The sequence below is a fragment of the Methylobacterium sp. E-016 genome (genome assembly GCF_022829745.1).
GTDB lineage: Bacteria > Pseudomonadota > Alphaproteobacteria > Rhizobiales > Beijerinckiaceae > Methylobacterium.
Genome location: NZ_JAKSYF010000078.1, coordinates 110,380 through 129,999 on the forward strand (window position 1 = coordinate 110,380; position 19,620 = coordinate 129,999).

A 19,620-nucleotide genomic window follows, 5' to 3' on the forward strand; every position below is an offset into this window, starting at 1 on the left:
CGATGAATGTTCCCGCCGCCTTGGCGATCCAATCGCTCCCGTTCGCCTGGCTGGCGCTGTCGACGCGCCGGGGCAACGGAGATGCGTTCGCGATCCTCTACCTCGTCGGCCTCGGCCTCGTGTTATCGATGATCGTATGGCTGGGCGACCAGGCGGGCTTCGATCAGGCGATCTCGGCCGCCGGCGAGCTCGATTGATCTGGCGGCCCTCGTCGCAGCATTCAACGCGCAGGCCGACGACGTTCGCGGCCGCCCACCTGTCTTTCCGGCAAGGCACTTGGCACGGGCAGGATACGGGTTCATCCTCCCGGTCAAACGACGCTCGATCAACGAGCGAAGACCAACGGAGGTACGCCCATGCTTTCGAGTTCCCGCCTCATCAAGTCGTCCTGGATCGCCGTCGAGGTCACGCAGGAGCGCGCCGAGCGCGTGCTGGTGGTCGAGACCTACATCGCCGTCAGTCCGCTCGAGCGGAACTACGAGGCGGCACAGTACGAGAAGGTCGTGGACTGCGTCCGGCACGTGCTCGCGGCGCATCCCGAGATCGACCGGGCCTCGATCCTGAGCATGCATCGCGGCTCCGGCTGCGCCAGCCTGTTCCGGGCCCCGGCCGAGGCGGCCTGAGCCGGACCCGCGTCGTGATGCGATGAGCGCTTCGGCGGCACCGGCCGGCTACGCCCTGCCGGACGACGGCCTCGTCGGGCGCGGGCCGTGGAATCCCGGCATCGAATCGACGCTGCCGCGGCGTTTCCTGCCGCTGACGACCCTGTACCGCCCCGAGAACGTCGCGACGCCCCTCGCCGAGGCGATGGAGCTTTCCGCCTTCTCGGGCCTGCCGATGCCGGAGATCGTCGCCTTCCGGCCGGATCGCCTCGTCGTGCACGAGCTGCTGATCCGGGTGATGGCCGACCTCTCGGTCCCCGTCGGCGAGACCTACGGCGATCTCGGCGTCAACTTCCGCGCGATCGTCGCCCACATCCTCGCGACCGCGATCGCGCCGCATGCGGACCGGATCGCCGAGACCCTTCGCGCCGTGGCGGACGAGGCGCGCGCCCGGATCGCCGTGGAACTCGACGCGGCTTTCGCGCCGCCCGCGCCGCCGCCCCCTCCGCCGAGAACCTGGCGGCACGTGCTCGGCCTCGCGGCGCCGCCGGCCCCCGTCGCCGACGACGCGCGATCCACGGAGGAGCGCGCGCTCGCCCATTGCGCCGCATGGTGCGTCCGCGCCGCGGCCAGCGAAAACGCGCTCGAGCTTGCGGCGAGCGCCGCCCTGCACAAGGTCGCGTCGGGGATCGTCCGTCATCGCGGCAAGCTCGTCGGCGACCGCGCCCTGCTCGCGAACCTCGCGACGACGCTCGTCGCCAACGACGAGGGCAGCCGCCGGATCGGCTGCCTGATCGAGCCGTGGTTCGCCGAGGCCGTGGCGCGGGAGGGCTACGTTCCGGTCCGTGCGCAGGCCGCGCCGATCGTGATGAACGTCAAGGGCGCCTCCGCCTCGGGCAAGAGCACGATGCGTCCGCTCCAGCGGGCGCTGGCCCGGCGGCTCGGCGAATCCTGGTCTGATTTCGCGGTGATCACCCCCGACATCTGGCGCAAGTTCCTGCTCGACTACGATTCGATCGGCGATGCGATCGGCTATGCCGGCACGCTCACGGGCCACGAGGTCGAGATCGTCGACCGCAAGCTCGATCGCTACATGGCGCGCAAGGCCCGCGAGGGGCGGATGTCGCATCTGCTGATCGACCGGTTCCGGTTCGACAGCTTCAACGCGGATTCGCGCACGCAGGACGGCAGCCAGTTGCTGACCCGCTTCGGCCACCGCGTCTTCATGCTGTTCATGATCACGCCGCCCGACGCCACCGTCGAGCGCGCCTGGATCCGCGGGCGGATCTTCGGCCGCTACAAGGCGGTGGACGATCTTCTCGCCCACAACGTCGAGGCGTTCACCGGGATGCCGGAGCTGTTCTTCACCTGGGCGGCCAAGGCCGGCAAGCAGGTGCATTACGAGTTCCTCGACAACAGCGTGCCGCAGGGCGAGCGCCCGCGCACGGTCGCCTTCGGCGAGAACGGCGACCTCACCGTGCTCGATGCCGGCTGCCTCATCGACATCGCGCGCTACACCAAGATCAACATCGACGCGCTCTCGCCGGCGGAGGTCTATCCCGACGCCGCAGCCCTGGCGCCGGAACGGAACACCGGCTTCCTGCGCCAATGCGCCCGGCGGCTGCGCTCGGTCCGCTTCGCCGAGGCCGGCTCGGGCCGGGTCTATGCCCGTTTCGAGGCGGGGCGCCTCGCCTGCCTCGACCGCGCCGCGTTCGACCGCGCCTGCCACGATCCGGAGACCCGCGCGGCGCTCGCGGCCTTCGGCGCCGAACGCCCCGAAGCGGTGCCGGTCTCCGACGTGCCCCCCGAGATCCTGTCACAGGACCGGACCGAGACGCTCGGCGCCTGGGTCGATCCGAGCCGGATGACGGTCCCGGCCTGACAGGATCCTTCGCGGCGTCGCAACCGTGGGGTGTTACCGATCGGTCACAACGGCCGCTCGGTTTTCATCGCTGAGTTGTGGTGCGGTGCCGCTGGTCTCTTCCATGGAAACGGTGCCGAAACGGGCTGTTCCCCTAGGGGGCGCCAGGCTGTCCGCCGGCCGATACCCCGTTCCAGCCTGGAACGTTTCGAAGTTACCCTGGAATGTTTCCATAAGATAGAAATTGTGTTGCCGCGCGAACTTACCGATAACCCGATCACGCCGCCGTGATGCGCAAGTCCACGCGGCGGGTCTCTGCTGTTTCGTGTCGCGTCTAGGGTCGGCAAGATGATTAATTACTGTCCGTCCGTCCTGCGGTCCGCGTCCGCACGTCGGTGCCGCAGCGCTCTGATCGTCGCTCTTCTGTCGACGACATGCGCGATTTCGGTCGCGTCCTCCGCCTCGGCCCAGCCCGCGCAGACGACCGACATCGAGCTCGGCGAGCTGAGCGTCACCGGCGAGGGCGCCGGCCGCAGCCTCGGCGGATCGCTCTACGGTCCCGGCGGCGCGTCCGGTGCCGTGCCCGGCTACGTCGCCAGCCGCAGCACCGTCGCCACGAAGACCGACACGCCGATCGTGGAGACGGCGCAGTCGATCTCGGTGATCGGGCGCAAGCAGATCGAGGATCAGAACGCGCTCACCATCAACCAGGCCCTGCGCTACACGCCCGGCGTCACGACCGAGCAGCGCGGCGGCGCCGGCTCGACCCGGCTCGAGCAGTTCCTGATCCGCGGCTTCAACGCGCCGGTCTTTCTCGACGGCATGGCGCTGATCGCCAGCCGCGACGCCAACGCGACGATCGATCCTTACCGTCTCGAGCGGGTCGACGTGATCAAGGGGCCCGCCTCGGTGCTCTACGGGCAGTCGGGGCCGGGCGGCATCGTCAACCTCGTCTCGAAGGTCCCGCAATTCGTCCGCCACGGCGAGGTCTTCGTCCAGGGCGGCGGCTTCAACGAGGTGCGCGGCGGCATCGACGTCGGCGGCCCGATCCAGTCCGAGGTGCCCTGGCTCGCCGACCAGTTCGCCTACCGCCTCGTCGGCGCGGGCTGGAACGGGGACGGCCCGGTGGACACGACGCGGGTCGAGCGCGCCCTGATCAACCCGAGCGTCACCTGGCGGCCCTCCACCGACACCCAGCTGACGATCATCGGCAACTACCAGCGCGATCCGTTCTCCGGCTTCTACGGCGGCTTCCCGGCGGTGGGCACCGTGTTTCCGCGCAACTTCGGCAGCGGCGTGATCGGGCGACTGCCGGTGAACTTCTACGACGGCGACCGCAACATCGAGCGCTCGGACCGGACCCAAGCGTCGATCGAGTACCTCTTCGACCACCGCTTCAACGAGAACCTGCGCTTCCACTCGGCCGGGCGCTACCTGCGGACGCAGGGCGATTACCGCAGCGTCTACAGCGCGTTCAGCCCCCGCAACGGCCCGTTCGCCACCGGCCCGCTGCTGCCGCGCGCCGTCATCGGCAACATCGTCGCGGCCGAAGCCTACACGATGGATTCGAACGTCGTGGCCAACTTCGACACCGGCCCCATCGCCCACACGGCGCTCCTCGGCGTCGACCACCGCACCTTCAGCACGCGCGCCAGCGGGACGCCGTTCCCGAACGCGCCGGACCTGAACGCGCTCGCGCCGAACTACGAAATGAACATCCCGTTCCCGGCCATCAACACGACCTCGCGCGTCGACGCGCAGCAGACCGGCGTCTACTTCCAGGATCAGATGAAGGTCGACGGCCTGATCCTGACCTTGGGCGGCCGCTACGACGTCGCCCGCCAGACCGGCCCGACCCGGTCGTTCACCGCGACGGGAAGCACGCTGACGCTGCAGGACGCGGCCTCCGACGCCTTCACGGGCCGGGCGAGCCTGCTCTACCTGTTCCAGTCCGGCGTCGCGCCGTACGTGTCCTACAGCCAGGCCTTCGAGCCGATCGTCGCCGGCCGGGTGTTCGACACCGCCTTCGGCACCGTCGGGCGCGTGCCCGACCCGCAACTCAGCGACCAGTACGAGGCCGGCATCAAGTACCAGCCGCCGGGCACCGACATCCTCCTCACCGCCGCATTCTTCGACATCCGCCAGTCGAACCGGACGACGGCCGACACCACGCTCGGCCGCCCCACCGGCTTCGTGCTGCAGACCGGCGAGGTCGGCGTGCAGGGCGTCGAGTTCGAGGCGCGGGCGAACCTCACCGAAGGCGTGACCCTGATCGGCGGCTTCTCGCTCCTCGACATCCGCAACGTCCGCGACGACGGCCGGACCGCCAACGACCTCGCGCCCGGCCAGACGGTGCCGCTGCAGGGGCGCCGCCCGGTGCTGGTGCCGGATTCGACCGCCTCGCTTCTGGCGACCTACCGCTTCCTCGACGGGCCGATGCTCGGCCTCGAGGTCGGCGGCGGCGTCCGCTATCTCGGCCCGTCCTGGGGCGACGCGGCCAACACCTTCAAGGTGCCGGAAAGCGTGCTGGTCGACGCCGTGGTCTCCTACGACTTGAAGAACTTCGACCCGACATTGGCCGGCTTCTCGATGCAGCTGAACGCCAACAACCTGCTCGACGACACCTACGTCAGCGGCTGCAACGGCTACACCAGCTGCTATTACGGGCTGCCGCGCACGGTCTACGCCACGCTCCGCTACCGCTGGTAGGACGCGAAACCATGCGCAACGGCTTCCGGCAATCGATGGCGTGGCTGCACGCCTGGTCCGGCCTCGTCGTCGGCTGGGTGCTGTTCTCCGTCTTCGTCACCGGCACGGCGAGCTACTACCGCTCGGAGATCTCGCAATGGATGCGGCCGGAACTGAGGGCCGGGGCTCCGCTGAGCCCGGCCGCCCTCGGGCACGCCGCCGACCTCGCCCGCGCCCATCTCGAGGCGCAGGCGAAGGGCGCGCGCAGCTGGTTCATCACCCTGCCGAGCCCGGACCGGCCGACCCTCGACCTGTTCTGGCGCCGCAAGCCCGGCACCCCGCCGGGCCAGGCGATGCTCGATCCCGCGACCGGCGCCGCGGTCGCCGTCCGCGACACCCGCGGCGGCGACTTCCTCTACCGCTTCCACTTCGAGCTCAGCATGGCGCCGCTCTGGGGCCGCTGGATCGTCGGAATCTGCGCGATGATCATGCTCGTCGCGCTGGTCTCCGGAATCGTCACCCACCGGCGGATCTTCGTCGACCTGTTCACCTTCCGCCGTCACGCCAAGTCGGCGCAGCGCGGCTGGCTCGACGCGCACAACGTGACCGGGGTGCTGGCGCTGCCGTTCCACCTGATGATCACCTATACGGGGATCGTGACGCTGGCGCTGATGTACATGCCCTGGGGCGTCACCACCGCCTATCGCGGCGACGCGCAGGCCTTCTTCGCCGAATCCGGCCAGATCACCGCCGCCCGCCCGCCCGCCGGACGCCCCGCGCCGCTCGCCCCGTTCGGCCCGATGGTCGAGCGCGCGCTCGCGATGAACGCCGAGCCGCTGGAGCGGATCACCGTGCAGAACCCGGGCGACGCCAACGCGACGGTCGTGGCGGTGTTCGAGGAGCCGCATGGCCTGAGGCACCGCCATCCGCAGGTGGCGTTCGACGGCACCAGCGGCGCGGTGATCGAGACCTTGGGCGCGATGAAGCCCGCCGCCGGCACCTTCACCGCGATGGTCGGCCTGCACGAGGCGCATTTCGCCGGGCCGGCCCTGCGCGTACTGTTCTTCCTCAGCGGCGTGATGGGCGCGGCCATGGTGGCGACCGGGTTGATCCTCTGGACGGTGGCGCGGGTGCCCAAGCCCGGCACCGCGACGCGGGCGCATCTCGGGATGCGGCTGGTGCAGGCGCTCAACGTCGGCGCCATCGCCGGGCTGCCGATCGCCATCGCCGGCTACTTCCTGGCCAACCGCCTGCTCCCGCTCGGGATGGCGGAGCGCAAGGAGGCCGAGGTGACGGTCTTCTTCGGCGCCTGGATCCTGGCCACGCTGGTGCCACTGGCCCTGCCGCCGCGAACCGGATGGACCGCGATGCTCGCGACCGCCGCCGCGCTGCTCGCCGCCGTGCCGGTCGTCGGCGGGCTCGCCACCGGGCGCCACCTGCTCGCGAGCCTGCGGGCCGGCGACGCGGCGTTCTACGGGTTCGATCTCGCGCTGCTCGGGCTCGGCGCCGCCTTCGCCTTCGCGGCCTGCAAGGCGGCGGGGCTGCGCCGGCGACTCCTCGCCGAGCGACCGCGGCCCGGCGCCGTGGCGACGCAGCACTGATCGACGGATTTCTTGCGGTCGCGCGCCCCGCCGGTCTCGCTGGCCACGCGGTGGCGCGGCGCTACTGCAGCGTCAGCGGTATTGGGTCGACGCCGATCGACGGGATGCCGCGCCGGTCGAGCGAGGCGCGCAGCGCATCCGTGAGCGTCGCGCCGCCGGTGAAGGCGCCGAGCACCGGGCCCTCGTCCGAGCGCGCATCGCGCGGGGTGCTGCCGAGAAGCTGCGTCACCCGGCGCGCGATGGCGGGCGCCGGATCGATCCAGGTGACGGGCCAAGGCGCGAGCCGCTCGAAGCGGGCGCGCAGCAGCGGGTAATGGGTGCAGGCGAGGCAGACGACGTCGGTGCGCCGGCCGTCCTCGGCCGTGACGAAGCACGGTGCGATCTCGGCGGCGATCGCCGCGTCGTCCACCGGCGTGCCGGCGAGTTCCGCCTCGGCGTAGTTGGCGAGGTTCGCCGAGCCGACCGAGGTCACCGAGCAGGCCTCGGCATAGGTCATGATCAGGTCGCGCGTGTAGGAGCGCGCGACGGTGCCGGGGGTCGCCAGCAGCGTGACGAGGCGTGAGCGGCTGGTCTCGGCCGCCGGCTTGATCGGCGGCACCACGCCGACGAACGGCGTCGGGAAGCGCTGGCGCAGGGCCGGCAGCACCAGCGTCGAGGCGGTGTTGCAGGCGATGACGACGAGGTCGGGCCGGTGCGTCGCGATCAGGCGCGCCATCACGTCGAGCACGCGCTGGACCAGGACCGATTCCGAGAGCCGGCCGTAGGGGAAGGCCGCGTCGTCCGCGGCGTAGACGTAGCGCGCGTCGGGCCGGGCCCGGCGCACCTGCTCCAGCACCGTCAGGCCGCCGAGGCCCGAGTCGAACACCAGGATGGTGGGCTCGGGCGCCGCGCGCAAAGCCGCCGCCGACAGGCTCGCTCCGGCCATCAGATCGATCCGCATCAGAACGCGTACCCCAGCATCAGAGCCCCGCAGTCTTGGACGAGAGGGTTAAGGCCATCTCACTGCGGCTGCAAAAAGGCTCGGGGATCGATCAACCGCGTCGAGCGGCCCTGCTCTACACAGACTTGCGGCGCGTCGGCCGGCATCGGTGAGCCTATTGCGAACTGAATCGTCGCGCTGCCGTTGTCGGCTGCGCCTTCGGCCATATCTCCATCAACCGCGACCGGCGGATCAACGGACGACGGGAGGACCAGCATGGCTGCGACGGCGACACTTCGCGAGACGGACGCGCCCGCTCAGGCCTTCCCGCCGCCGCCCGTCTCCGCCCGGCCGGTGGACCGGGACGCCTGGATCGCCGCTTTCCGCTTCGTCCGTGCCGAGACCGAGCGCCGTGCCACGCCGCTGTCGCCGGAGGATCAGCAGGTCCAGTCGATGGCCGATGCCAGCCCGACCAAGTGGCATCGCGCGCACACGACATGGTTCTTCGAGCAGTTCCTGCTGCGCGAGCACCTGCCGGGCTACCGCATCCACGACGAGCGCCTGCACTACCTGTTCAACTCGTACTACGTCGCCGCCGGCCCACGTCAGCCGCGGGTGATGCGTGGGCTGATCACCCGGCCGACTACCGAGGAGATCGCCGGCTACCGCGCCCACATCGACCGCGCGGTCGAGACGTTGCTGGCGCAGGCCGCGCCGGGCGCGCTCGAGGCGATCCTGCCGATCCTCGAGATCGGGCTGTTTCACGAGCAGCAGCACCAGGAGCTGCTGATCACCGACATCCTGCACGCCTTCGCGCAGAACCCGCTGCATCCGGTCTACGACGCCGAATGGCGTTTTCCGAAGGCGGCCAATCGTTCCGGCACGATCGACCTGGCCCACGGCATCCATCAGGTCGGCCATGCCGGCGACGGGTTCTCGTTCGACAACGAGCATCCCCGGCACGACAGCCTGGTCCTGCCCGTGTCGATCGACCGGGCGCTCGTCACGACCGGCGACTGGCTGCGCTTCATGGAAGATGGCGGCTATTCCCGCCCCGACCTGTGGTTGTCCGACGGCTGGCTCGCGGCGCAGGCCGAGGGCTGGGAGGCGCCGGGCTACTGGCAGCCGGGCGAGCCGGGCTGGACCTGCATGACGCTCGGCGGCCGGCGCCCGATCGATCCGGCGCAGCCCGTCACCCACGTCAGCTACTACGAGGCGGATGCCTACGCCCGCTGGGCCGGGCGCGACCTGCCGACCGAGTTCGAATGGGAGGTCGCCGCCCGCGACGGCAGACTCGACGACGCGTTCGGCCTCGTCTGGCAATGGACCCGCAGCGCCTACACCGCCTACCCGGGATATCGCCCGCTGCCGGGCGCACTCGGCGAGTACAACGGCAAGTTCATGTCGAACCAGTTCGTGCTGCGCGGCTCGTCGGTGGCGACGCCGGAGGGTCATGCGCGGCTGCCCTACCGCAACTTCTTCTATCCGCATCAGCGCTGGCAATTCACGGGCCTGCGCCTCGCGCAGTCCCGCGCCTGACGTCGCATCCCGGAGTACCGCGCGTGACCATCAAGCCCGTCTTCGCAGACGCGACGCCGCTCGCCCACTTGCCCGACGACCGGGCGTTCCTCGAAGACGTGCTGGCCGGGTTCGCGAAGCCGCAGAAGACCCTGCCGGCGAAGTACTTCTACGACGCCGTCGGGTCCGACCTGTTCGAGCAGATCACGCGGCTGCCGGAATACTACCCGACCCGGACCGAGCTCGGCATCCTCGACATGCGAGGCGCCGAGATCGCCGCCGCCCTGCCGCGCGGCGCCGCGCTGGTGGAGTTCGGCAGCGGCTCGACCGTGAAGGTCCGTCGCCTGCTCCGGCACATGCCGGACCTCGCGGCCTACGTCCCGGTCGACGTGTCGGAGACGTTCCTGCGCAGCGAGGCGGCCGCGCTCCAGGGTGATCATCCCGCCCTGCGCATCGCGCCGATCGCCGCCGACTTCACCCAGCCCTTCGCCCTTCCGCACGACCTCGGCGACGCCCCGCGCGCCGGGTTCTTCCCGGGCTCGACCATCGGCAACTTCGAGCCCGCGGAGGCCGCCCGCCTGCTGCGCCAGTTCGGCGACGTGCTGGGGGAGGGCGCGACGCTCGTCGTCGGCGTCGACCTCGTCAAGGACGCCGCGGTGCTCGAGGCGGCCTACGATGACGCGGCCGGCGTGACCGCTGCGTTCAACCTCAATCTGCTGACCCGGATCGATCGCGACCTGTCCGGCACCTTCGCCGCCGCCGCGTTCGCGCACCGGGCGGTGTTCAACCGCGCGGCCTCGCGGATCGAGATGCATCTCGTGAGCCGCGCCGACCAGACGGTGACGGTGGCCGGACACGCCTTCGCCTTCGCCGAGGGCGAGACGATCCACACCGAGAACAGCTACAAGTACACGCTCGACGGTTTTCGCGCCTTGGCGGCGGAGGCCGGGTGGTCGCCGGTCACGGTGTGGACCGACCCCGAGAGGTTGTTCTCGGTGCATGCCCTGCGCTTGGGATAGGGGGCGGCTCGACGGTTCTTGCGAGAGCGTCGCACGTCACGACCCCCTCTCCCGCAGGGGAGAGGGCCTGCACCCCGATCCGCACGCAAGATCCGCGTCCGATCCCCCTCAGCCCAGCATCCGCAGGACGGCCCGCGCGGCGCGTTCGCCGTCGAGGGTCGCGCCGCCGACCGTCATGGCGCCGCCGCCCGCATAGGCTTCGCCGGCGAGGAAGATGCGGTCGCCGATCGCCGCCTGCAGGGAGGTCCGGGCGTCGGCATGGCCGGGATGGGCGATCGCGTAGCTGCCGCGCGCATGCGGATCGGTCCACCAGCCGGCAAGCTTGCCTGCCGTCACGGCGCCGCGCGCCTGCGTGCCGAGGATCGCCACCAGCCGGTCCGTGACCTCGGCGACGGCCGCCGCTTCGCCGAGCTCGCACAGGGCACGGGATCCGTCGCCGCCGATGTTGGCCACCGCGAGCGGTCGGTCGAACGGCGAGACCTCGAAGTAGATCGTCCGGTCCTGGTCGCCGCGGTGCGCCACGGACACTGCGTCCCCCACCGCCTTCAGGTCGATCCGGGCGGGATCGAGCCGGAGGCCGACCTTGCTGTAGGCGCCCATGCCGAGGCCGCCGAGCGCATCCCGCGTCGGGGCCGGCAGGTCCGGCGTGAAGCGGATCGTGCCCGCGGCCAGCACGCCGACCGGAACGGTGAGGATCACCGCCGCGGCGTCGAGCGTGCCGCCGGGCGTCGTCACCCGCACGCCCTCGCCGGTCCAATAGATGGCGGTCGCGGCCGTGCCGAGGGAGACCGGCATCGTCGCGAAGCGGCGGCGGACCAGGCTGCCGTAGCCGTCGAGCCACAGATCGGTGCCGGACCACAGCCGGTCGTAGTCGAGCACCGAGACGCGCTCGGGCTCCTCGCCGAGCGACAGCCGGGCAAGGCCCGCCGCCGCCTGCGCCATGTCCGGCCCGGCCGCGGCGGCGGCTTCGGCGAGCGACCGGTCGGGGCCGTCCACCGGCTTCAGGGCGGCGTCGAGGCCGGAGAAGGCGGCGCGGCGTCGGTTGCGCTCGGTCACGGTCGCCGGGCGCCCGTCGACGAACAGGATCCGCGCCCAGCCTTCCTGCCCGGCGATCCGCACGTTCTCGCGTTCGGCGACGGCGCGCCAGGGATTGCGCTCGGCCCAGTGAACGTACTCGGCACCGGCATCGAAGGGACAGTCCGGCCCGAGCCCGAGCTCGGTATGGGCGCGACCGCCGATGCGGTCGCGCGCCTCGATCACGGTGAAGGGACGCCCGGCCTGCCGCAGGATGTCGGCGGCCGCGAGCCCGGCCGCGCCGGCGCCGACGACGATCACCGGACCGTCGCGACCGGCCGCCCTCACGACCGGAGCCGCGAGGAGGGCGCCGATCAGTGCGGCGCGACGGGTGAGGGACATGACGGCTCCGTTCGCGCGAGTGCGTGCGGCGACCGGAGCGACGCGATCAGGCGCGCTTCTCCATCATCGCCTTGACCTGCATCAGCTGGTCCCAGACCTGGCCCGGCGAGGTTCCCATGAACTCGAAGCCGGCATTGATGCCCCAGTAGATCCCGAGGCAGATCAGCGGCACCAGCACCCAGGCCAGGATCTCCTCGCCGCGGCGGCGGCGGGTCCGGCGGCGGCGGCGCTCCTCGCGTCGGGTGACGGGCTTCGGTCGGGCGGGCGCCGCAGTGGGCTGATCGACGGGCAGGAGGGGGCCCTCATGCAGTTCGCTCATCGTCACGCCCGCTCGATCCTTCGCGGCGACGGTCGGCCGCCGCGTCCATGGTGCAATCGTCCGCGAACCTGAAAGCCGTATTCGCCGTCATGCGCAAGGCCCCGGAGCGCGAGGCGCGCTCCGGGGCCAGGTCGATCGGGCTCACGTCGCTCCGGCGTCAAGCCCGGACGAGGGGGACTTTCGGCACCGTGCGGACGCCGCCGCCACCCGAATTGCCGCCCTTGTCGTCCTTGGGCGTCTTCTTGCGGGCCGCGGCCCGGGGCTTGGGGCGCTTGTGCTTCTTGACCACGTTGGTCACGTCCGCCTCGGGCTTCGGCACCACGGGGCCGGCCGGGAACTCGAAGCCCAGCGTCTCCTTGCCGCCGGCCTTCGCCTCCGCATCCTCGGGCTTGCGCACGATGACGCGGACCGCGCCGCCGTTCTTCAGCTTACCGAACAGCACCTCGTCGGCGAGCTGCGTCTTGATGCTCGACTGGATCAGCCGCGCCATCGGGCGGGCGCCCATCGCATCGTCGTAGCCGTGCTCGACCAGCCACGCGCGCGCCTCGTCCGACAGCTCGATCGTGACGTTGCGATCGGCGAGCTGCGCCTCGAGCTGGAGCACGAACTTGTCGACGACCTTGGCCACGACCTCCTTCGGCAGGTGGCCGAACGAGATGATGGCATCGAGCCGGTTGCGGAATTCCGGCGCGAACAGCTTGTTGATCGCCTCCACGTCGTCGCCCGTGCGCTTGGCCTGGGTGAAGCCGTAGGCCGACTTCGCGAGGTCGGACGCGCCCGCGTTCGTGGTCATGATGATGATCACGTTGCGGAAATCGACCTGCTTGCCGTTGTGGTCGGTGAGCTTGCCGTGGTCCATCACCTGCAACAGGATGTTGAACAGGTCCGGATGCGCCTTCTCGATCTCGTCGAGCAGCAGCACGCAGTGCGGGTGCTGGTCGATCCCGTCGGTGAGCAGGCCGCCCTGGTCGAAGCCGACATAGCCGGGCGGTGCGCCGATCAGGCGCGAGACCGTGTGGCGCTCCATGTATTCCGACATGTCGAACCGCAGCATCTCGACGCCGAGCGACGACGCCAGCTGCTTGGCGGCCTCGGTCTTGCCGACGCCGGTCGGTCCCGCGAACAGGTAGGAGCCGATCGGCTTGTCCGGGTCGCGCAGGCCGGCGCGCGCCAGCTTGATCGCCGAGGTCAACGCATCGATGGCGTTGGGCTGGCCGTAGACGACGCGCTTCAGGTTCTCGGTGAGATGCTGGAGCACCACCGCGTCGTCCTTCGACACGGTCTTCGGGGGGATGCGCGCCATCGTGGCGATCGTCGCCTCGATCTCCTTGATGCCGATCACGCGCTTGCGGCGCGCCTCCGGCACCAGCATCTGCGACGCGCCGGTCTCGTCGATCACGTCGATCGCCTTGTCGGGCAGCTTGCGGTCGTTGATGTAGCGTGCCGACAGCTCGACCGCGGCCTTCACGGCCTCGGTGGTGAACTTGAGCTTGTGGAACTCCTCGTAATAGGGCCGCAGGCCCTTTACGATCTCGATCGCGTCCGGGATCGACGGCTCGGCGACGTCGATCTTCTGGAATCGACGCACCAGGGCGCGATCCTTCTCGAAGTATTGGCGGTACTCCTTGTAGGTGGTCGAGCCGATGCAGCGCAGGGTCCCGGCGGCGAGCGCGGGCTTGAGCAGGTTCGAGGCGTCCATCGCGCCACCGGAGGTGGCGCCGGCGCCGATCACGGTGTGGATCTCGTCGATGAAGAGTACCGCGTTCGGGTGCGCCTCGATCTCCTTCATCACCTGCTTCAGGCGCTCCTCGAAGTCGCCGCGGTAGCGCGTGCCGGCGAGCAGCGTGCCCATGTCGAGCGAGAACACGGTGGCGTCGGCCAGGACCTCCGGCACCTCCTTCTGCACGATCTTGCGGGCGAGCCCTTCCGCGATCGCGGTCTTGCCAACGCCGGGATCGCCGACCAGCAGCGGGTTGTTCTTCTGCCGGCGGCACAGCACCTGGATCGTGCGCTGGACCTCGCTCTCGCGGCCGATCAGCGGGTCGACCTTGCCGTCGCGGGCCTTCTTGTTGAGGTTGACGCAGTAGGCGTCGAGGGCGTCGCCCTTCTTCTTCGTGCGGTTCTCGCCGTCGTCGCTCGGGCGCTCGTTCGAGCCCTCGTCGTCGGCCCCGCGCACCGGCTTCGCCTCGGAGGCGCCGGGGCGCTTGGCGATGCCGTGGCTGATGTAGTTGACCGCGTCGTAACGGGTCATGTCCTGCTCCTGCAGGAAGTAGGCGGCGTGGCTCTCGCGCTCGGCGAAGATCGCCACCAGCACGTTGGCGCCGGTGACCTCCTCGCGGCCCGAGGACTGCACGTGGATCACCGCGCGCTGGATCACGCGCTGGAAGCCGGCCGTGGGCTTGGCGTCCTGGCGTCCGTCGCCGGTGAGGTTGGAAAGCTCGGTGTCGACGTACTCGACGAGGTTGCGCTTCAGCGTGTCGATCTCGACGTTGCAGGCCCGCATGACGGCGGCGGCGTCCTGATCGTCGACCAACGCCAGGAGCAGATGCTCCAGCGTGGCGTATTCGTGCCGGCGCTCGCCGGCCAGCGCCAGGGCGCGGTGAAGAGCTTGTTCAAGGCTGCGTGAGAAGCTGGGCAATGCTCGAGCCTTTGTGCTGCGTGAGCCTACTTTTTTTCCATAACGCACTGCAGAGGATGTTGGTGTTTGCGCGCAAAGTCCATGACCTGCGTCACCTTGGTCTCCGCGACCTCGTAGGTGAACACCCCGCATTCTCCGACGCCGTTATGATGCACGTGCATCATGATCTGGTAGGCGTCTTCGTGGGTCTTGTTGAAGAAACGCTCGACCACCAGCACGACGAAATCCTGCGGCGTGTAGTCGTCGTTGAGCAAAAGCACCCGATACAGGCTCGGCCGCTTGGTCTTCGGCTTGGTACGGGTGATGATCGCCGTATTCGAGCGATCGTCGCCGCCCGGGTCCCCGGGGTCCGAGGCGGTCGTCGTAAATCGCACCGCCTCGAGCGAAGGCCGGCCTGTCGAGTCGTGGGGATGAGCGGTGCCCCGCATCGGGACGTCTGTCATCGTGATGGAACCGGCTCCTTCGTGCCGGCCGGGGCTTGTCGCGTCGCTGCGACGGGCCCGGCCGCGTCTGAGCCAATCTAGGCGGCGGGATTCGGTTTCGCCAGTCGTCTGCGCGCAACTGTCCGGGAGCGGGCCGCCGCACCCGCAAACGGATCAGGCGGCGGTCCGCGCCGCCGCCGCCGTGGCGGACCGGCCGGCCAGCGTCGTGAACGGCTTCGTCATGTCCTGGGCCAGCGTGGCGTAGAGGTCGCGGAAGGTCGCCGCGCGCGCCATCCAGAGCTCGCTGGAGGTCTTCACGAACGCGCTCTGGATCTCGATCGCCTTGGCCGGGCTGCCGGCCTTCACGACCTTTTCCGTGGTCGCGGCGACCTCGGCGCTGACCTGCTTGAGGAAGTCCATCCACTCGATGCCGATGGTCTGGCTGGTGCGGGCGCCGGCGCCGACGCTCTGGCTCAGCGCCGCGGCGCCGGCTTTCGCGCCGTCGAGGCCGGTGCGGACCGCGTCGGCGGCCGGGGCGTAGGATGGGGTCATGAAGGATCTCCTGCGGCGCCACGGCCTCGACCGCGCGCCCGCGAATAATCGGGGTACCGCCGTCGTCCGGCCCGAACGACTACAGCCCGTCACATTTGTGCACTGCAGCATCCGCCGTTAATCCGTGTTGCGATGCAAAAGTGATGCGTCGAATGTCGTCGGCTCCATTAACCGCGCCGTAACTGCATCGCCGTAGCGTGTTTGACAGACGTGATCGGGCCACGCCGCAGGGCATGTCCGAGCTGAATGGTGCGATGCAAACTGGCCGTGGCCGGTCTGTCGAGGGCAATGAGTCGTGATGCGTAGCGTTTCCCGTCGCTCCCGGACCGTGCCCACGATCTCGGCCGCGCTCGCCGCCGCCGCGGTCCTGACCGCGCTGGCGTCTCCCGCCGAGGCGCGCCGCCACGGGCGCCACGTCCGCCCCGGCGGCGGCTACAATCCGCCCTACGCCGCGATGGTGGTCGACGTGAAGTCCGGCCGCACGCTGCACGCGGTGAACGAGGACGCGATCCGGCACCCGGCCTCGATCACCAAGGTGATGACCCTCTACATGCTGTTCGAGCAGATGGAGAAGGGGCGCTTCGCCCTCGATTCCGAGCTGACGATCTCGGCCCATGCCGCAGCCCAGGCGCCGTCGAAGCTCGGCCTGCGGCCCGGGCAGACCATCGCCGTCGAGGACGCGATCAAGGCGATCGTCACCAAGTCGGCCAACGACGTGGCCTGCGCCATCGGCGAGAACATCGCCGGCTCCGAGGAGCGGTTCGCCGAGCTGATGACTGCCAAGGCGCACGCGCTCGGCATGAGCCGCACGCACTACGCCAACGCCTCGGGCCTTCCCGATTCCGAGCAGGTGACGACGGCCCGCGACCTCACCGTGCTGGCCCGCGCGATCCAGGACCGCTTCCCGCGCTACTACCGCTACTTCCAGACCCGGTCCTTCGCCTTCCGCGGCCGGACGATCGGCAACCACAACCACCTGCTCGGCAACGTCGAGGGCGTCGACGGCATCAAGACCGGCTACACCCGCGATTCCGGCTTCAACCTGATGACGGCGGCCAAGTCCGACGACCGCCAGATCGTCGCGATCGTGCTCGGCGGCAAGTCGGGCGCCAGCCGCGACCGGATCATGGCCGACCTCGTCCGCGCCAGCCTGCCGCGTGCCTATGCCGGCGCCCGCCAGGCGCCGCCGACCGTCGAGGTCGCCGAGCGCGCCCGGCCGGCGGTCGTCGCCGACGCGGTCTCGCGGACCCGGACGCAGCTGGCTTCGGCCGAGGACGACGAGGTCGAGACCACGAACTCGACCGATGCCGGCCAGCCCCTCGACATCGCGCCGCGGCGCTCGACCGCGACCCCCGGCAGCGCCGGCGCCTTCAAGGCCGGCGCGCAGCCCCTGCCGAAGGCGGCGCAGGCCTACGCCGCACCCGCGACGGGACAGGCCGCGTTCCCGGGCGGCGCACGCAAATCCGATCAGCGCATCGCGTCGGCCGACGGCCCGATCGCCCGCGCCGAGGCGCCGAAGCCCATCGCCGGCCCGAAGATCGTGCCGACGGCCTGGGTGATCCAGCTCGGCGCCATGGACGACGAGGGCAAGGCCAAGGCGATGCTGGCCGACGCCAAGGCGAAGGGCGGCGGCAGCCTCTCGAAGGCCGCGCCCTACACGGTGAAGGTCGAGCACAGCGGCGCCACCCTCTACCGCGCACGCTTCTCCGGCTTCCAGGAGCAGGACGCGGCGCAGGATGCCTGCTCCGCCCTGAAGCGCAGCGGCTTCAGCTGCTTCGCCACCCGCAGCTGATCCCCCTCACGTCGCGCCGCGGTCAGTTCGACCGTGGCATTCAGCGACCGGCGGCCTTCGCCGCCCCGGTCGCCATCGACGCCGACGGCGGACGCCGCCCTCGGCGAACGTCGTCCTGCACCCCTGGCAACGCGCGTGGAGTCTCAGCGATGTCGGTTCGTCAGCCTGTCGCGGGCCGCGTTGACGCGGGCCGCCCCTTCGGCGCTTCCCCCCTGGTCGGGGTGGGCGCGCTTCATCAAGGTCCGGTGAGCCGTGCGGACGGCCTCTGGGGTCGCCCCGCGCTCAAGCCCCAGGATCTGATAGGCCTCGTCCTGCGTCATCGTCCCTGGCTGCGCCGGACGGCGCGGCCCCGCGTCGCGATCGCGCTCAGCGTCTACACGCCAGCCGGCGTGCCGGCGGTCGAGATACGTCTCTAGCGGCACCACCGCTGCGGGATCCTGCGCCCGGCAGACCGCCAGCACCGCGCGGAGGTCGGCGAGCCCGAGGCTCTCGAGACGCCGGCCGCCGAGCGGGCCGCCGCGCAGGATGCCGTCGCCGACGCTGCCGTCGTCGCGCAGGACGAAATCCACCCGCGCCGTCCGGTGCCGTTTCGACGACGGCTTCATCGACGCCAGCAGCCGCTTGAGCCGGGAACCCAGCGTCTCCGGCCCGTCGAGCAGCCAGACGCCGCCGAGCCCGACGACCAGGGCCGGGCCGAGCTGGCCGCGCAGCAGCAGGATGGCGGCGAGCCCGATCGCGATCCAGGCGCCGGCACGCCGGATCGACCGCGGGGTGAGCCTGGGCCCGAGCCGGCCGCCGTTCCGGCCGAGCCACCACAGGCCGACACACGCCGCGAAGCCGAGGACGAGCAGCATCGGCCTAGCGCCGCATGTCGAAGCTGGAACTCGCGCGCCCGCCGATGCGGATGCCCGTGCCCGGAAGGATCTCGTGGAACCCGGAGTCGCGCCGCGGCGCCGGGATCTCGCGCGATCCGCAGCCCGGCTGCGGCGGCAGGCGCACGCCCTCCGGCGCGTCCTCGGGACAGAGCCGCGGGCGCGCCGGCTTCTCGGCGGCTCGCGCGGGGAGGGGAGCGGCGATCGAGAGACCGGCGGCGAGGCCGATCAGCACGGCGAGGGTGGGGATCATGGCCGGTTCTCCGCGACGTCCGCCGTCGTGATGCGCACGCGGCGGGTGCGCCCGTCCCGCTCGACCGCGAGGTCGATCGGCTGGCCGAGACCCGCCGCCTCGAGCGCCGCGGTGAGGTCGGCCAAGCGGTGGACCGGGCGGTCGCCGACGCCGACGACGACGTCGCCGATCGCCCCCGTCTGCGCGTCGACCCCGCGCAGGCCCGCGCCGGCGGCCGGCGATCCGCGCAGGACGCGGAGCACCACGACGCCGTCGATGCCGAGCCGGGCGGCGGTCGCCTCCTGGCCGGCGATGATGCCGATGCCGGGGTTGCGCACGCGCCCGTTGCGGATGAGATCGGGCACCACGCGGTTGACCACGTCCACCGGCACCGCGAAGCCGATGCCGGCGCTCGCCCCGGACGGCGAGAAGATCGCGGTGTTGACGCCGATCAGCTGGCCGGCGGAATCGAGCAGCGGCCCGCCGGAATTGCCGGGGTTGATCGCCGCATCGGTCTGGATCACGCCGGACAATTCGCGGCCCTCGCTCGTCGGCAGGCGCCGCTGGAGCGCGCTGATCACGCCGGTGGTGAGGGTGTGGTCGAGCCCGAACGGGTTGCCGATGGCGAAGGTGGACTGCCCGACCTTCAGGTCGGCCGAGGTGCCGATGGCGAGCGGCGGCGGCGCCTTCGCCACCCGGCCGAGCCGCAGCACCGCGAGGTCGTAGGCCGGCGCGGCGCCGACCAAGGTCGCCGCGACCACCTCGCCCGAGGACAGGCGCACCGAGATCGACCCGCCCGACTGGATCGCCGCCTGGACGACGTGGTTGTTGGTGACGACGTGGCCGCCGGCATCCCAGACGAAGCCGGTCCCGGTCTGGGTGTTGCCCGACCGGCCGCCCTCCTGGCCCTGCTCGGATTCGTCGTCGAGGCTCATCAGGTCGGCGCCACGCACCGCCCCTTGCGCGAAGACGTGCACCACCGAAGGGCTCGCCCGCTCGAACAGCGCGACGGTGGTCGCCTCCGCCGGTGCGAGGTCGCCGCGGGCGGTCACCGCGCGCGGGACCTCCCGCGAGAACAGGAACGCGGTGACGTAGGGCTGTGCGACGAACAGCGCCAGCAGCACCAGGATGGCGGCCAGCACGAGGCGCGCGAAACGATCCGGCACGAT

General features: G+C 70.9%; 18 protein-coding genes. 8 read left to right on the forward strand and 10 right to left on the reverse strand.

Features of this window, described 5'->3' with window-relative positions; genetic code table 11:
• The first annotated feature begins 2 nt into the window (after positions 1 to 2).
• From MKK68_RS08710 to MKK68_RS08730, 5 genes are all read left to right on the forward strand, one after another.
• The gene (locus MKK68_RS08710; protein WP_147726389.1) at positions 3 to 197 is read left to right on the forward strand and encodes a hypothetical protein; all 195 of its coding nucleotides are present in this window, start codon (positions 3 to 5) and stop codon (positions 195 to 197) included.
• Between the two features lie 159 nt (positions 198 to 356).
• Positions 357 to 623, forward strand: coding sequence for a hypothetical protein (locus MKK68_RS08715; RefSeq protein WP_147726388.1), 267 nt, complete (start codon positions 357 to 359; stop codon positions 621 to 623).
• Between the two features lie 22 nt (positions 624 to 645).
• Positions 646 to 2,484: a zeta toxin family protein gene (locus MKK68_RS08720; RefSeq protein ID WP_244029876.1), complete on the forward strand. Its 1,839-nt coding sequence runs from the start codon at positions 646 to 648 to the stop codon at positions 2,482 to 2,484.
• Positions 2,485 to 2,811: 327 nt separating this feature from the next.
• Complete coding sequence (locus MKK68_RS08725; RefSeq protein WP_244029877.1) at positions 2,812 to 5,172, forward strand: TonB-dependent siderophore receptor; 2,361 nt, start codon at positions 2,812 to 2,814, stop codon at positions 5,170 to 5,172.
• A gap of 11 nt (positions 5,173 to 5,183) precedes the next feature.
• Entirely contained in the window at positions 5,184 to 6,752 is a 1,569-nt protein-coding gene (locus MKK68_RS08730) for a PepSY-associated TM helix domain-containing protein (protein ID WP_244029879.1), read from the forward strand.
• Between the two features lie 61 nt (positions 6,753 to 6,813).
• Here the strand turns inward: MKK68_RS08730 and murI are convergent, their stop codons facing one another.
• The gene (gene murI, locus MKK68_RS08735) at positions 6,814 to 7,692 is read right to left on the reverse strand and encodes a glutamate racemase (protein WP_244029881.1); all 879 of its coding nucleotides are present in this window, start codon (positions 7,690 to 7,692) and stop codon (positions 6,814 to 6,816) included.
• A gap of 59 nt (positions 7,693 to 7,751) precedes the next feature.
• Positions 7,752 to 7,949: a hypothetical protein gene (locus MKK68_RS08740; protein ID WP_244029883.1), complete on the reverse strand. Its 198-nt coding sequence runs from the start codon at positions 7,947 to 7,949 to the stop codon at positions 7,752 to 7,754.
• Between MKK68_RS08740 and egtB the strand changes: the two genes are divergently transcribed.
• Both egtB and egtD read left to right on the forward strand, forming a co-directional pair.
• Positions 7,948 to 9,210: an ergothioneine biosynthesis protein EgtB gene (gene egtB, locus MKK68_RS08745; protein WP_244029885.1), complete on the forward strand. Its 1,263-nt coding sequence runs from the start codon at positions 7,948 to 7,950 to the stop codon at positions 9,208 to 9,210. The two genes, MKK68_RS08740 and egtB, sit on opposite strands and share 2 nt — an antisense overlap.
• A 23-nt stretch (positions 9,211 to 9,233) precedes the next feature.
• A complete protein-coding gene (egtD, locus tag MKK68_RS08750) occupies positions 9,234 to 10,208 on the forward strand; it encodes an L-histidine N(alpha)-methyltransferase (RefSeq protein WP_147858613.1) in 975 nt (324 codons plus the stop codon).
• Between the two features lie 108 nt (positions 10,209 to 10,316).
• Here egtD and MKK68_RS08755 read toward each other — a convergent pair whose 3' ends face one another.
• From MKK68_RS08755 to MKK68_RS08775, 5 genes are all read right to left on the reverse strand, one after another.
• Positions 10,317 to 11,624: a flavin monoamine oxidase family protein gene (locus MKK68_RS08755; protein WP_244029887.1), complete on the reverse strand. Its 1,308-nt coding sequence runs from the start codon at positions 11,622 to 11,624 to the stop codon at positions 10,317 to 10,319.
• Positions 11,625 to 11,670: 46 nt separating this feature from the next.
• Entirely contained in the window at positions 11,671 to 11,943 is a 273-nt protein-coding gene (locus tag MKK68_RS08760) for a hypothetical protein (protein WP_147727263.1), read from the reverse strand.
• 157 nt (positions 11,944 to 12,100) lie between these two features.
• Positions 12,101 to 14,581, reverse strand: coding sequence for an ATP-dependent Clp protease ATP-binding subunit ClpA (clpA, locus tag MKK68_RS08765; RefSeq protein ID WP_244029889.1), 2,481 nt, complete (start codon positions 14,579 to 14,581; stop codon positions 12,101 to 12,103).
• A 26-nt stretch (positions 14,582 to 14,607) separates the two neighbouring features.
• Positions 14,608 to 15,024 (reverse strand): ATP-dependent Clp protease adapter ClpS, encoded by a 417-nt coding sequence (clpS, locus tag MKK68_RS08770; RefSeq protein ID WP_243933045.1) that lies wholly within the window; start codon positions 15,022 to 15,024, stop codon positions 14,608 to 14,610.
• 153 nt (positions 15,025 to 15,177) lie between these two features.
• Positions 15,178 to 15,555 carry a phasin family protein gene (locus MKK68_RS08775; protein WP_244029890.1) on the reverse strand — a complete coding sequence of 126 codons (378 nt, stop codon included), beginning with the start codon at positions 15,553 to 15,555 and terminating at the stop codon, positions 15,178 to 15,180.
• A gap of 298 nt (positions 15,556 to 15,853) precedes the next feature.
• On the opposite strand from MKK68_RS08775, the gene MKK68_RS08780 reads away from it, so the two are divergent.
• Positions 15,854 to 17,347, forward strand: a complete 1,494-nt coding sequence (locus MKK68_RS08780; protein WP_147858611.1) for an SPOR domain-containing protein — start codon at positions 15,854 to 15,856, stop codon at positions 17,345 to 17,347.
• 143 nt (positions 17,348 to 17,490) lie between these two features.
• Here MKK68_RS08780 and MKK68_RS08785 read toward each other — a convergent pair whose 3' ends face one another.
• The 3 genes from MKK68_RS08785 to MKK68_RS08795 are packed head-to-tail and all read right to left on the reverse strand — an operon-like array spanning position 17,491 to position 19,617.
• Positions 17,491 to 18,201 (reverse strand): J domain-containing protein, encoded by a 711-nt coding sequence (locus tag MKK68_RS08785; RefSeq protein WP_244029892.1) that lies wholly within the window; start codon positions 18,199 to 18,201, stop codon positions 17,491 to 17,493.
• 4 nt (positions 18,202 to 18,205) lie between these two features.
• The gene (locus tag MKK68_RS08790; protein ID WP_244029894.1) at positions 18,206 to 18,472 is read right to left on the reverse strand and encodes a hypothetical protein; all 267 of its coding nucleotides are present in this window, start codon (positions 18,470 to 18,472) and stop codon (positions 18,206 to 18,208) included.
• Positions 18,469 to 19,617 (reverse strand): S1C family serine protease, encoded by a 1,149-nt coding sequence (locus MKK68_RS08795; RefSeq protein ID WP_244029896.1) that lies wholly within the window; start codon positions 19,615 to 19,617, stop codon positions 18,469 to 18,471. Before MKK68_RS08795 ends, MKK68_RS08790 begins: the two co-directional genes overlap by 4 nt.
• Positions 19,618 to 19,620: the final 3 nt, after the last annotated feature.